Source organism: Micromonospora sp. C97 (assembly GCF_018070385.1).
GTDB lineage: Bacteria > Actinomycetota > Actinomycetes > Mycobacteriales > Micromonosporaceae > Micromonospora > Micromonospora parva.
On the sequence record NZ_JAGPXU010000004.1, the window covers coordinates 155,946 to 168,943 of the forward strand.

10 protein-coding genes are annotated in these 12,998 nt (G+C 71.4%); 5 read left to right on the plus strand and 5 right to left on the minus strand.

Annotation, left to right across the window (positions count from 1 at the left end; all coding sequences use genetic code 11):
- The first annotated feature begins 31 nt into the window (after window positions 1–31).
- The 3 genes from KBX26_RS08805 (at window position 32) to KBX26_RS08815 (ending at window position 1,796) form a co-directional block, all read left to right on the plus strand.
- Window positions 32–184 carry a hypothetical protein gene (locus KBX26_RS08805; RefSeq protein WP_167337296.1) on the plus strand — a complete coding sequence of 51 codons (153 nt, stop codon included), beginning with the start codon at window positions 32–34 and terminating at the stop codon, window positions 182–184.
- Window positions 184–1,149: an N-acetylmuramoyl-L-alanine amidase gene (locus tag KBX26_RS08810; RefSeq protein WP_030331295.1), complete on the plus strand. Its 966-nt coding sequence runs from the start codon at window positions 184–186 to the stop codon at window positions 1,147–1,149. The genes KBX26_RS08805 and KBX26_RS08810 overlap by 1 nt, the downstream gene beginning before the upstream one ends.
- A gap of 152 nt (window positions 1,150–1,301) precedes the next feature.
- A complete protein-coding gene (locus tag KBX26_RS08815; protein WP_210865129.1) occupies window positions 1,302–1,796 on the plus strand; it encodes a hypothetical protein in 495 nt (164 codons plus the stop codon).
- A 121-nt stretch (window positions 1,797–1,917) separates the two neighbouring features.
- Here the strand turns inward: KBX26_RS08815 and KBX26_RS08820 are convergent, their stop codons facing one another.
- Window positions 1,918–3,042: a cellulose binding domain-containing protein gene (locus KBX26_RS08820; RefSeq protein ID WP_030331290.1), complete on the minus strand. Its 1,125-nt coding sequence runs from the start codon at window positions 3,040–3,042 to the stop codon at window positions 1,918–1,920.
- Window positions 3,043–3,340: 298 nt separating this feature from the next.
- On the opposite strand from KBX26_RS08820, the gene KBX26_RS08825 reads away from it, so the two are divergent.
- Together KBX26_RS08825 and ctaD are read left to right on the plus strand one after the other, a co-directional pair.
- Window positions 3,341–4,447, plus strand: a complete 1,107-nt coding sequence (locus tag KBX26_RS08825; protein ID WP_210865130.1) for an FAD-dependent monooxygenase — start codon at window positions 3,341–3,343, stop codon at window positions 4,445–4,447.
- A 130-nt stretch (window positions 4,448–4,577) separates the two neighbouring features.
- Entirely contained in the window at window positions 4,578–6,335 is a 1,758-nt protein-coding gene (gene ctaD / locus KBX26_RS08830) for a cytochrome c oxidase subunit I (RefSeq protein WP_030331286.1), read from the plus strand.
- Between the two features lie 760 nt (window positions 6,336–7,095).
- On the opposite strand, the gene KBX26_RS08835 is transcribed toward ctaD, so the two are convergent.
- Genes KBX26_RS08835 through KBX26_RS08850 form a run of 4 tightly spaced genes read right to left on the minus strand, consistent with a single transcriptional unit; the run spans window position 7,096 to window position 12,986 of the window.
- A complete protein-coding gene (locus tag KBX26_RS08835; RefSeq protein WP_030331284.1) occupies window positions 7,096–8,346 on the minus strand; it encodes an MFS transporter in 1,251 nt (416 codons plus the stop codon).
- 40 nt (window positions 8,347–8,386) lie between these two features.
- Complete coding sequence (locus tag KBX26_RS08840) at window positions 8,387–8,968, minus strand: isochorismatase family protein (protein WP_210858734.1); 582 nt, start codon at window positions 8,966–8,968, stop codon at window positions 8,387–8,389.
- 36 nt (window positions 8,969–9,004) lie between these two features.
- On the minus strand, window positions 9,005–10,291 hold the full coding sequence (locus KBX26_RS08845) for a nicotinate phosphoribosyltransferase (protein WP_210865131.1): 1,287 nt from the start codon (window positions 10,289–10,291) through the stop codon (window positions 9,005–9,007).
- A gap of 16 nt (window positions 10,292–10,307) precedes the next feature.
- Entirely contained in the window at window positions 10,308–12,986 is a 2,679-nt protein-coding gene (locus KBX26_RS08850) for a LuxR C-terminal-related transcriptional regulator (protein ID WP_210858732.1), read from the minus strand.
- Window positions 12,987–12,998: the final 12 nt, after the last annotated feature.

Below are 12,998 nucleotides of genomic sequence, written 5' to 3' on the forward strand. Positions count from 1 at the left end.
CGTTCGTGCCCGCCGTCGCTGGAGGATCGCCATGACCCGATCACCATCCGTCCGTCTGCGCCGCCGTGGGGTGCTGGGCATCCCCGCCCTGCTGGTCGCCGCGCTGACCGTCGTCGCCCGACCCGCCCCGGCCAGCGCCGCGCCGAAGGCCGAGTGCCTCGCCGACCTGCTCGCGGACGCCTGATGGCGACGATCCCCTGGCTGGTGGACGTGCTGCGGGCCGCCGGGGTCCAGGTCGTCGTCGAGGGCGACTGGCTCAACCGGATGCGCCCCGGCTCCTTCGACCCGATCGGAGTGCTCTGGCACCACACCGCCTCGACCTCGAGCGCCAGCAACCCGCACCCGGCCCTCGGCATCTGCATCAACGGCCGCTCCGACCTGCCGGGGCCGCTGTGCCAGGCGCTCGTCGACTACAACGGCGTCTTCCACGTCATCTCCGCCGGCCGCTGCAACCACGCCGGGGTCAGCGGCGGCAGTGGACCGATCCCGTCCGGGGACGGCAACACCCTGATGATCGGGTGGGAGATCGACTACAACGGTGTCAACCAGGAGATGACGGCCGCGCAGTACAACGCGTCGGTCGCCGCCACCGCCGCCGTGCTCACCCGCCTCGGCCGGGACAGCAGCTACGCCCGGGGCCACCGGGAAACCAGCACCACCGGCAAGATCGACCCGTCCTTCATCGACCTGAACGTCATGCGCGCCGACGTGGCGGCGAAGATGGCCGGCGGCGGCACGACCTGGTCCGCAACCGTGGACAACACCACCAGCGGTCGGTTCACCGCCAGCGCCAACTGGGGCGTGTCGTCGTACTCCAGTCAGCGCTACGGGGCTGACTACCGCTACGCCGAACCGGTCGCCGCCAGCGATGTCGCCTGGTACCGGTTCAACGTCCCGGCCGCCGGCAACTACCGGGTCGAGGCCTGGTGGCCGGCGAACTCGGGCTACAACAGCGCCGCCCCGTACATCGTCGCCACCAGCAGCGGCAACCAGACCGTCCGGGTCGACCAACGGGCCACCGGCGGGCAGTGGCGCGCCCTCGGCACGTTCGCCCTGCCGGCGGGCGACGCCAACCGGGTCGGTGTGAGCCGGTGGAGCAGCTCCAGCGGCCTGGTCATCGCCGACGCGGTACGCCTCACCCGCGTCTGACCTCCGACGCGGCCCCGCCCGGGCTTGACGCGGCCCGGCCCGGTCTTGATCCGCTCGCCTTTCAGGAAGTCGGGGCATCCCACGTGCGAGGATGCCCCGACTTCACGGAAGCCGAGTGGATCTCCGCAGGGTGGGAGCTGAGCAGGAGAGTCATGGAGCGAGATGCGAACCTGATGGCGGTGTTACGTCGCCTCGATGATCCCGAATGGCTGGAGTTTCCCGCTGGCTACAGCAGAACGGAGCTTGCGGCCTCGTGCGGCATCCTCGCCGCAGATATCGAGTCTCGCTTCTCGACGAGTTGCGAGATCGAGCGAGACATTCAAGACTCCGCACAGTACGCGCGGATCGAAGTGCCGGGGGAATCTACGGTCAGCGGAACGCGGATCGTCGTCCTGGTGAGCAAGTTCAAGCCGTTGGCCATGGTCGCCGCCGACAACCCCGGTGCCTTTCTGAGCACCGACGAGGCATGCGCCGAAGGCGCACTGGACGCCAGCGACCTCGAAGAGGTCAAGCAGGCTCTCGTCGGCTCGGGACACCTGGTGATTCCGGAAGAACTCTTGATGAACCGCTATGACGGAGTTGCCCACCTGCGCTTCCACGGTTCCGGGGAACCTGACTGGTGGGACCGGTTCTTTGGTTCATTCTGAATCGTCGTCTGGGGGGACGGATCAGGGCGTGCGCGGCTCCGCGCACGCCCTGACTCCTCCCGGTGGCCCGCTCCCGTTTGCGGTGGGGGCGCGACGGACGGTCACGCCCCCAGCCGTCAGGTCAGTTGCGGGAGCAGGTCGCCCCGTTGAGCGAGAAGCTGCTCGGCGACGAGTACGACCCGTTCACCGTCCCCTGGTAGCCGAAGCTGGCAGTGCCCCCGGGTGCGATGGACCCGTTGTGGCTCACGTTCCGGGCGGTCACCGCGGACCCGCTCTGACTCACCGTGGCGTTCCAGGCGTTGGTGACGGTCTGCCCGCTGGGCAGGTTGTAGTTCATCGTCCAGCCGTTGATCGCGCTGGACCCGGTGTTGGTGATCTGCACGTCGGCGGTGAAGCCGTTGTTCCACGAGTTCGCCGTGTACTTCACCGCGCAGCTCGCACCACCGCCCGGCGGCGGAGTGGTCGGCGGCGGGTTGGTGGGGTTGCCGCCGCCGTTGACGTTGGCCGAGAACGACGTCACGGCCAGGCCGACGCCGCCCTGCCACGGCTCGAAGCCGGCCTGGATGCTGGTCAGATACCAGGAGTTGGTGATCGCGCCCCGGTTGCGGGTGTCGTTGATGAAGTCCAGCACGCTGAAGTTCAGGCTGGAGATCGCCGACTGCGCGACGTACGAGATGACGTTGTTGGAGCCGTTGCTGCCCCGCCAGACCTCCCAGGTGCGGCCGGCCAGGTTCGTCGTGCCGACCACCGAGCCGATGGGCTGGATCGGGCCCTGCCGGTTGAGCCAGATCATGATCTCCATCTGGTTCACCCCGTCCCGCTTCGGCGACGGGTCCAGCCAGATGTCGTACGACGCGTTGTAGGTGGCGCCGCTGACGTAGCGGTAGGAGATGCTGCTGGTGGCGCTGCTGATCTGGCTCACCTGGATCGGCAGGTTCGTGCCGGGGGAGCAGTTGGTGTAGTGGCAACCGAAGAACACCGAGGGGTACGCGGTGGGCGCGCCGTTGGTCGGGCTGCTGCCGTTCAGGGTGGTGATCTCGAAGCCGCTGCTGGTGACGTTGATGCACTGCTGGGCGGTGGTGCCCCAGCGGTTGTTCTGCACGACGTAGCGGCCCTGGATGGTGGTCGAGCCGTACTGTTCGCAGATCAGGGTGTCGGCGGAGGCGGTGCCGCCGAAGGTCACGGCCACCAGGGAACTGGCGACCAGCAACCCGGCGACGGCCAGGGCCCGAAGTTGACGTTTCATGACGCTCCTTGACTCGGCGCGTGCCGGGCGCCGGATGTGGTGGGGCAGTGCGGGAGCGCTCCCACGCTCAACGACACATTTACATGTCTGAAACTGACGCGCAACCGTCGGGGATGAACTGGCAAATTGTGAGGATTGCCATCCCCGCCTTACGGCCGGCGACGGCCGGCCGGCCAAACGGCACGGGTCGCCGACGAGCGGCGGGGTGCGGGCCGATTGGGCCTGGTGTGCGCCGATCGCTCCGAGTAGCGTGTTGCCTCCAACGCGTGCCGCTCCCCCTCCGGAGGCGTACACCACCATGGGTGGCTCCCCCCTGCGCATCCTCGTCGTCGGCGCGGGCATCGCCGGCCTGTCCGTAGCCCGGGCGCTGCGCCTGGCGGGCTTCCGGCCCGACGTCACCGACAAGCTGCCACCGGGGGAGTCCACCGAGACCGGTCTCTACCTGCCCGGCAACGCCGCCCGCGCACTGCACCGGCTCGACCTGCACGACCCGGTCCGGCCGGTCGGGCAGGTGATCCACCGGCAGCGGTTCTTCGACGCCGCGGGCGCGCAACTCTGCGAGGTCGACCTCGACGCCCTCTGGGCCGGCGTCGGCGAGTGCCGGGCACTACCCCGCGCCGACCTGCACCGGGTGCTGCTCAGCGGTGCCGGCGGCGCGGTCCGGCACGGCGCCGAGGTCCGCACCCTGGACCTGCTCCCCGGTGCCGTCGGCGTCACCTTCACCGACGGCACCACCACCGAGTACGACCTGGTCATCGGCGCCGACGGGCCACGGTCCTCGGTCCGCGCGCTGGCCGCCCTCGGTGGGCCGCCGCGCCCGGTCGGGCAGGTGGTCTACCGGGCCGTCCTGCGCGACGGCCCACCGGTCACCGAGTGGACCGCACTGCTCGGCCAGCGCTCCGGGTTCCTGATGGTGCCGATCGGCGCCGGGCGACTGCACCTCTACGCCGACGAGGCCGGCACCGAGGAACCCGCCGACCCCCTCGCGCGGCTGCGGGACCTCCTCGCCGACTACCGCGGCCCGGTGCCCGAGGTGCTGGCGGCGCTCGACGAGGTGCACGTCGGGATCACCGACGAGGTGGAGCTGGGCCGTTGGCACCGGGGGCGCGTGCTGCTGGTCGGCGACGCGGCGCACGCCACCGCCCCGACGCTGTCGCAGGGCGCGGCCATGGCGTTGGAGGACGCCGTGGTGCTGGCCGAGTCGCTGCGCGCCGCCAACAGCGTGGAGGCGGCGCTGGTGGCGTACGAGAGCCGTCGCCGCCCGCGTACCCGATGGGTGGCCGACCGGACCCGGGACCGCAACCGGACCAGGGACGTGCCCCCGGCGCTGCGCGACCCGCTGCTGCGCGGACGCGGCGACCGGATCTTCGGGGAGCACTACCGGCTCCTGCTCGGCCCGCTGTAGGCCCGTTGTAGATCGTGTCACGCCACCCCACGCGGCGCTGCGACCTGCCGGGGACTATCCTCCTTGCGGATGACGGCCCGCCGATAACCAGCGTGTGCCGAGCGGGACAACCGAGAACCGGAGGCCACTCGTGACCACCGTCGCACCCAAGCCGGTCGTGACCCGGCCCTGGCCGGTCCGGGAGCCGGTCAAGGGGTCGGCCATCGCGCGGCTGCTGCGAACCACGGACGCGAAGCAAATCGGGATCATGTACATGGTCACCGCGTTCGTGTTCTTCATGATCGGCGGCCTGATGGCGCTGATCATGCGGGCTGAGCTGGCCCGGCCAGGGCTGCAGTTCCTGTCGCCCGAGCAGTACAACCAGCTCTTCACCATGCACGGCACGATCATGTTGCTGTTCTTCGCGACGCCGATCGTGTTCGCCTTCGCCAACTACATCGTGCCGATCCAGATCGGCGCGCCCGACGTCTCCTTCCCCCGGCTGAACAGCTTCGCCTACTGGCTGTACCTGTTCGGCGGGACGATGGCGACGGCCGGGTTCATCACCCCGGGTGGCGCCGCCGACTTCGGTTGGTTCGCGTACGCGCCGCTGAGCAGCGTCGAGCACTCGCCCGGCGTCGGCGCCAACATGTGGATCATGGGTCTGGCCATCTCCGGTCTGGGCACCATCCTCGGCGCCGTGAACATGATCACCACGGTGCTGACCCTGCGCGCGCCCGGCATGACCATGTTCCGGATGCCGATCTTCACGTGGAACATCCTGGTCACCAGCCTTCTGGTGATCCTGGTCTTCCCGCTGCTGGCCGCCGCGCTCTTCGCGCTCGCCGCGGACCGCATCCTCGGCGCGCACGTGTACGACCCCGCAACCGGTGGGCCAATGCTCTGGCAGCACCTGTTCTGGTTCTTCGGGCACCCCGAGGTCTACATCGTGGCGTTGCCGTTCTTCGGCATCATCAGCGAGGTCATCCCGGTCTTCTCCCGCAAGCCGATCTTCGGCTACAAGGGTCTGGTCGCCGCGACCGTCGCGATCGCCGCGCTCTCCATGAGCGTCTGGGCGCACCACATGTTCGCCACCGGCCAGGTGCTGCTGCCGTTCTTCAGCTTCCTGAGCTACCTGATCGCCGTGCCGACCGGTATGAAGTTCTTCAACTGGATCGGCACCATGTGGCGGGGCCAGATCAGCTTCGAGACGCCCATGCTCTGGGCGGTCGGCTTCCTTGTCACGTTCCTCTTCGGTGGTCTCACCGGTGTGCTGCTGGCCAGCCCGCCGATCGACTTCCACGTGTCGGACTCGTACTTCGTGGTGGCGCACTTCCACTACGTGCTCTTCGGCACCATCGTGTTCGCCGTCTTCGCCGGCATCTACTTCTGGTTCCCGAAGATGTTCGGCCGGATGCTCGACGAGCGCCTGGGCAAGGTGCACTTCTGGCTCACCATGATCGGGTTCCACACCACGTTCCTGGTGCAGCACTGGCTCGGCAACGAGGGCATGCCCCGCCGCTACGCCGACTACCTGCCCAGCGACGGCTTCACCACGCTGAACATGATCTCCACCATCGGCGCGTTCATCACCGGTATCTCCACGCTGCCGTTCATCTACAACTGCTGGAAGTCGTACAAGACCGGCCCGGTGGTCGAGGTGAACGACCCCTGGGGTCACGGCAACTCGCTGGAGTGGGCGACCAGCAGCCCGCCGCCGCTGCGCAACTTCGACCGCATGCCGCGCATCCGCTCCGAGCGGCCGGCGTTCGACGCGAAGTTCCCCGAGCTGGCCGCCGGCCAGAGCGTGGCCGGCCCGCCGGAGGGTGGCGCCAAGCCGCTCACCAGCGAGTCCGACGGTGGCGCGAGCTACCGCGAGGACACCGCCAGCGACATCGATCGGCACTGACGCTCAACCGCAGCAGTACGACGGGCGCCGCCCCCGGGACACCGGGAGCGGCGCCCGTCGCCATGTCCAGCCGCTGTCACTCTCGCGTCTCGCCTCGTTCCAGCCGCTCCACGCCGCTTACCGGCGGCTGCCTTCCGTAGCGTCTGCAGGGCCTGGGCTCGGTGTCGGCTCAGTCCGGCCCGGCCCGGCCCGGCCCGGCCCGGCCCGGCCCGGCCCGGCCCGGCCCGGCCCGGCCCGGCCCGGCCCGGCCCGGCCCGGCCCGGCCCGGCCCGGCCCGGCCCGGCCCGGCGCGGCCTGACTCGGCGTCGGCGTAGCTTGGCTCGGCTCGGCCTAACCCGGCGTCGGCGCGGCTTGGCCGGCGCGGCCTGGCCCCGGGGCAGGCCATGTCCCTGGTGAGCGTGATGTCTGTGAGTCATCACGATGACTCACAGACATCACGATCACCAGCAGGTATGCGGCCCGGTAGCCCGGTGGCCCGGTGGCCCGGTGGCCCGGTGGCCCGGTGGCCCGGTGGCCCGGTGGCCCGGTGGCCCGGTGGCCCGGTGGTCCGGTGGCCCGGTGGTCCGGTGGTCCGGTGGCCCGGTGGCCACCTCGATCCGCAGTCACCCCGGTATCTTGCTGCCCCAGACAGCGCGCCGGCCGGAAACTGCCGGGCGGCACACTCACCCAATTAGGTCGGCGCACGGCTGCCCCGACCCGTTCCGGCTCGCCTGCCGGCGGAGCTGCCTCAGTCCAGCCCGGCCCGGCCTGGGTCAGACCGTTAGCGGGCGGCGGGGGTGAGGTCCGCCTCGACGGGCGGTGGGACGGATGCGGCGGCGCGACGGCGACGCAGCTCGATCGGGAGCACCACCACCGTGACCAGCGCACCGAGTGCCCCGGTGACCACGAAACCCCAGGCCGGCGAGCTGGCGTCGATCACCGCTCCGGCGAGCGGCGCACCGATCGCGATGCCCACGGTGACCGCCGACCCGTGCAGTCCCATCGCCTCACCGCGTACCTGGGCCGGGACCAGGCGGCTGACCGCGTCCGAACTGGCCGCGATGGTCGGCGCGCAGAGCGCACCGGCCGGGATCAGCGCCAGGCACAGCAGCCACCAGTGCGCGCCGCCCAGCCCGACCGGGATGGTGCACAGGGCGAGTGCGGCGGTCAACGCCAGTGGGGAGAACGATCGGTGCACGGCCCCGTAGGCGAACCCGCCGGCCAGCGAGGCGACCGCCCAGATGGCCAGCACCGCGCCAGTCCAACCGACCTCACCGCTGGCCCGGAGCACCGCGACCACCGCCACGTCGGTGCCGCCGAGCACCAGTGTCGCAGCGGTGCTGAGGGCCAGTACGGCGAGCAGCCGGGGCGTCAGCCACTGCCGGCGAGGCACCCGCTGGGCCGGTCCGCTGGGCTCCCCGGTGGTGGCTTCGCGGATCGGCGGGTTGACCAGCCACAGGGCGATGCCGGCGGCCACGATGCCGCCGCCGACCAGGTACATGGTGGTCTGCGCGGAGATCGCGGTGACCAGCGCGACGGCCAACGCCGGGCCGATCATGAACGACAGCTCCACCGACATCGAGTCCAACGCGTACGCCGGGCGGCGCTGGTCCTCCGGGACCAGCGCGGCGATCGACTGACGGACCACCGAGAAGATCGGCAGGGCCAGCGAGCCGGCCACGAACGCGGCGGGCAGGAGCACTGGGTACGGCAGTGTGGGCGCGGTGGACCAGAAGATCGCCTCCGCGATGCCGGTGAGCACCAGGACCGGGCGGAGACCCCGCTGGTCCACCAGCCGACCGAGAATCGGCCCGCCGATCGCCGCGCCGACGGTGACCGCCGCGCCGACCAGGCCGGCCGCCCCGTAACCGCGGTCAAGGTCGAACACCACGTGGAAGGTCAGCGTCACCCCGGTCGCGGTGAGCGGGATGCGGGCGAGGACGGCGACCACCAGCAGCGATCGCAGGCCGGGCAGGGCGAGTGCCCGCCGGTAAGGCTTCATGTTCACGTGGGTCCGTACCTCCGGCGACATCCTCAACCGGCGGCGGCCCCTTGGCCAACGAATTAGCGGCTCATGCGGCCCTGATCACAGGCTGCCCGTGCATGATCACCCCGGCGCCCTCCATCGCGCGCAGGGCCACGTCGGTGGTCGCCGGGGCGACGGCGGCGGTCAACTCGAGCAGCACGGTGGTGGCGAAACCCTCCCGGGCGGCGTCCAGCGCGGTCGCCCGCACGCAGTGGTCCGTGGCGATGCCGACCAGGTCGACCCGGTCCACGCCGTGCCGGCGCAGCCAGTCGGCCAGGCACTCGCCGTCGTCGGCATGCCCCTCGAAACCGGAGTACGCCGCCGCGTGCTCGCCCTTGTGGAAGATCGCCTCGATCCGGGCGGTGTCCAGTTCGCTGTGGAACTCCGAACCGCTGGTGCCGACCACGCAGTGCCGGGGCCAGGACTCCACGAAGTCCGGCGGATCGCCGAAGTGGGCGCCCGGGTCGACGTGGTAGTCCTTGGTGGCGACCACGTGCGTCCACCGGTCCGGCTCGGCGGCGAGGAGCCGGGAGATCCCGGCGGCCACCCCGGCCCCACCGGCGACGGCCAGCGAGCCGCCCTCGCAGAAGTCGTTCTGCACGTCCACGATGATCAGCGCGTTGGCCATCAGGGGTTCCCCTTCGAGATCGGATCGGCGGAAGGCTCAACCAGCGGGTACGACGGTGACCGGCACGGCCGGGTCGCCGGCCGAGAGCTTCAGTCCCTCCCACGGGATGGAGATCAGGCACTCCCGCAGGTGCTCCCGCGACTCGTCGAGCGTCGGCAGCGGCACCGGCTCCCCGGCGACCACGAACGACTGCTGGAGCAGGCGGTCGTTGGGCTGCCGGTCCGGAACGCCCTGCGGGACGATGATCTCCTCGGTGGCGGTGCCGGTCGGCTTGTGCCGGCGGACCGCGACCTTCCGCCCTCCGATCGTCGCCTTGTGCTCGGAGCGCTTCACCACCGGCCGTCCCTCGACCTCGACCAGCTTGTACACCAACCCGGCGGTCGGTGCCCCGGAACCGGTGACCACGGCCGTGCCGGCGCCGTACATGTCGACCGGCTCGGCGGCCAGCGCGGCGATCGCGTACTCGTCCAGGTCACCCGAAACGATGATCTTGGTTTCGGTGGCGCCCAACGAGTCGAGCAGCTCCCGGGACTGCTGAGCGATCACCGCGAGGTCGCCGGAGTCGATGCGTACCGCCCGCAGCTCCGGCCCGGCCACCGCAATCGCGTTGCGGATGCCCTGGCTGATGTCGTACGTGTCGACCAGCAGCGTGGTGTCCTTGCCCAGCGTGGCGACCTGCGAGGCGAACGCCGCCCGCTCGTCGTCGTGCAGCAGGGTGAAGGCGTGCGCCGCCGTGCCCGCCGTCGGAATACCGTAGAGCGCACCGGCGGCGAGGTTGGACGTGAACCGGAAACCGGCCAGGTACGCCGCCCGCGCCGCGGCCACCGCCGCCTCCTCGTGCGCCCGGCGCGACCCCATCTCGATGAGCGCCCGGCCGCGCGCCGCGGTCACCATCCGCGCCGCCGCGGCGGCCACCGCACTGTCGTGGTTGAGCACGGACAGCACCAGCGTCTCCAGCACCACACACTCGGCGAAACCGCCGGAGACGGTGAGGATCGGTGAACCGGGGAAGAACAGCTCGCCCTCGGCGTAGCCGTCGACGTCCCCGCTGAAGCGGTAGTCGGTGAGCCAGGCCGCCGCCATCTCGTCGACCACCCCGGTCCGCAGCAGGAACTCCACCTCGCTGGGATCGAACCGGAAGTCGCGGATCAGCTCGATCAGTCGGGCCGTCCCGGCGACCACGCCGTACCGGCGGCCACTGGGCAACCGGCGGCTGAACACCTCGAAGACACACCGGCGGTCGGCGGTGCCGTCCTTCAGGGCCGCGCTGACCATCGTCAGCTCGTAGTGGTCGGTCAGCAGCGCGGGGCGGTGGATGCTCACCGCCCCAGCCTAAGGTTCAGCCCGCGTCGCCGCCGTCGTGGCCCGGGATCGACCGTAACGCCGCCCACAGCTCGGCCCGGCTGGTCACGCCGAGCTTGGCGTAGATCCGCTGGAGGTGGTTCTCCACAGTGCGCGCCGACAGGTAGAGCCGTTCGGCGATGGCCCGGCTGGCCGCACCGTGCGCGGCGAGGCGAGCCACCTGCCACTCCCGCTCGGTGAGCACCGGCGCGCCGGCCTGGAGCGCCGGCGTCCGGATCAGGTCGCAGCGCCCGAGCAACCCGGCGAGACGCTCCCGGGCGTCGTTGGCCGCCGCCGACTGCCGCCGGCGCAGCCGCTGAACGGCCTGGGAGGTGGCCTCGGCCGCGTACACGGTCAACTCCAGCGCGGCGTAGTCGTCGGCGACCGCGAGCAGATCAGCGGGGGAGTCGGTCACCGCGGCGCGGGCGTGCCGGGCCAACAGCGGCGGCAACACCCCGTCGACCCGCTCGGAGAGCTCGGCGAGGCGCTGCGCGACGGTGCGCCGACCACCGTCGGAACAGGTGGGCCCGACCGCCATGCCTGCCTGATCCAGTCGAACCAGGTCGTGCAGAACGTGCACCTCGTGCCCGGCGAAGCCGTCCGAGCGCAGCCGATCCACCAGGTCGCCGAGGTGCTTGATCGCGCCCGGCAGGTCGCCACCGGCGGCAAGCGACGCGCCCCGGGCCTGCTCCAGCCACGGGTAGAGCACCGCCATTCCCGGCGCGTGGGTGCGGTCGGCCTCGGCCATCGCCGCAGCCGCCTGCACGGCGTCGCCGCGCAGCGCCGCCGACTGGGCGCGTTCGGCCTGGGCCAGACCGGCGTAGACCCGACTCGTGGCCAGCACCGCACAGGCACTCAGGGAGGTCCGCATGGCGGCGCCGCTCTGCCCGCGCAGCCGGAACGCGTACGCCTGAAGGATTGCCAGGTATCCGGTGCCGAGGCGGAAGTCACCCTCCCCGGCGAGGTCGGCGAACTCGTCGGCGACGATCGCGTCGATTCCGGTCAGGTCGCCGGTGAGCATGAGCCGGGTGCCGCGGGCCAACTCCAGGGCCAGTTGGAGGTACGGCATGTCGGTGCGCCAGTTGGCCGCTGCCGAGTGCACCTGGGCGATCGCCGTACCGCTGCGGGTCAGCTCGCCCTGTGCGGCCTGGACGTACGCGATCGTGGAACGGGCCAGCTCGCGGGCGGCGACGCCGGCCGCCGGCCGGTCCAGGACACGTTGGCTGAGCCGCACCGCGGCGGCGGTGTCCAGCCGGTGCAGGCGCATGATCGCCTCGAAGGCGTGCACCCGGGCCCGGTCGGCGGAGTCGCTGAGCTGCTCGACCCGGTCGGCGATCTCCTCCACCGTGGACTCCTGGCTCAACCCCCAGTAGCTGACCATGCCGCGCACTGTCAGCCAGCGGCAGAGCCGTCGCTCGTCACCGGGCTCCGGGGGCACCGCGTCGAGGACGTCGATCGCCTCGCCGGGCCGGTCGGCGAACATCAGGATGGTGGCCAGCAGCTCGGCCGCGTCGGAGCCGCCGTCGGCGTTCAGCGCGGCCCGCGCCAGGCGCGTCGCCAGCGGCACGTCGTAGCGGGTGAACGCCTGTACGGCGGCCTCCAGCAGCAGGGCCGGGTCCTGTGCGGTGCCCGAGTCGAGTCGCCAGACGGCCACCCGCAGCAGGTCGTCGCGGCGGCGCTTGCCGACCTGCTCGATCAGCTCCGCGAGGTGTGCCTGAAGCCGGCGGGTGCGGCTGACCGGACAGCGCCGGCGCATCACCTCGCCGTAGAGCGGGTGGGCCAGCCGGACGTTGGTGCGCCGGTCGTGCTGGTCCACGGTGATCAGCCCGCGCTCCTCGGCGGTCTCCACGTCCTTCTGATCGGCGGCCTGCTTGAGTAGTTGCAGGCCGAGCGGTTCGCCGAACGCGACAAGCTCGACCACCGCGCGGACGCCGTCGGTGAGCTTTCCGACCCGGGTGTCGATGAGGTCGGTCAGGTTCGGCGCCAGCTCCAACCGCCCGGTCCACTTCCAGATCCCGTACGTCTGCTTCAGCTCGGCGCTGCCGTTGGCGGCGTGCACCAGCTCACGCAGCAGCAGCGGGTTGCCGGACGACAGTCGGCCGAGCCGGTCGGCGGAGCCGGGGTCGACCGGGCCGCCCAGGATCGCCGCCAGCAGACCAGCGGTCTCCGCCTGCGGCATCGGGGTCAGCTCCACGTGCTCGACCAGGTCGTCGGTCCAGAGCGCGCGGATCGGCAGCGGGATCTGCTCGCCGTCGCGCAGGGTGCCGACCACTGTGGCGTTCTCGGCGCGGGCGACCAGGTGCACCAGTGCGGCCGAGGGTGGGTCGAGCAGGTGGGCGTCGTCGATGGCGAGCACGATCCGTCGGCCGGCCGCCTGCTGTTGCAGCACGTTGAGCGCCCAGCGCAGGACGCCGGCGGGGGAGAGGCCCTGGGGCTGCTCGGCGGGGAGGACCTGGACCAGGCCGCCGAACGGCAGCGCCGCGGTGGTGGCGCTCGCGGCGATGGACCAGATCGCGAACCGGTCGGTGGGCAGGGCGCCCACGCCCTCGCGCAGCAACCGACTCTTGCCGATGCCAGCGCTGCCGCTGAAGAAGAGCCCCCGGCCGGCCTCACCGGTCACCGCCTCCAGCAGGCGGTTGAGCTCATCCGTGCGGCCGACGAACTCCCATCGACTCATCCGCGCAGCATA

Coding starts and splice junctions, on each gene's coding strand:
- KBX26_RS08805 (WP_167337296.1), top strand. CDS start 32: ATGACCCGATCACCATCCGTCCGTCTGCGCCGCCGTGGGGTGCTGGGC.
- KBX26_RS08810 (WP_030331295.1), top strand. CDS start 184: ATGGCGACGATCCCCTGGCTGGTGGACGTGCTGCGGGCCGCCGGGGTC.
- KBX26_RS08815 (WP_210865129.1), top strand. CDS start 1,302: ATGGAGCGAGATGCGAACCTGATGGCGGTGTTACGTCGCCTCGATGAT.
- KBX26_RS08820 (WP_030331290.1), bottom strand. CDS start 3,042: ATGAAACGTCAACTTCGGGCCCTGGCCGTCGCCGGGTTGCTGGTCGCC.
- KBX26_RS08825 (WP_210865130.1), top strand. CDS start 3,341: ATGGGTGGCTCCCCCCTGCGCATCCTCGTCGTCGGCGCGGGCATCGCC.
- KBX26_RS08835 (WP_030331284.1), bottom strand. CDS start 8,346: ATGTCGCCGGAGGTACGGACCCACGTGAACATGAAGCCTTACCGGCGG.
- KBX26_RS08840 (WP_210858734.1), bottom strand. CDS start 8,968: ATGGCCAACGCGCTGATCATCGTGGACGTGCAGAACGACTTCTGCGAG.
- KBX26_RS08850 (WP_210858732.1), bottom strand. CDS start 12,986: ATGAGTCGATGGGAGTTCGTCGGCCGCACGGATGAGCTCAACCGCCTG.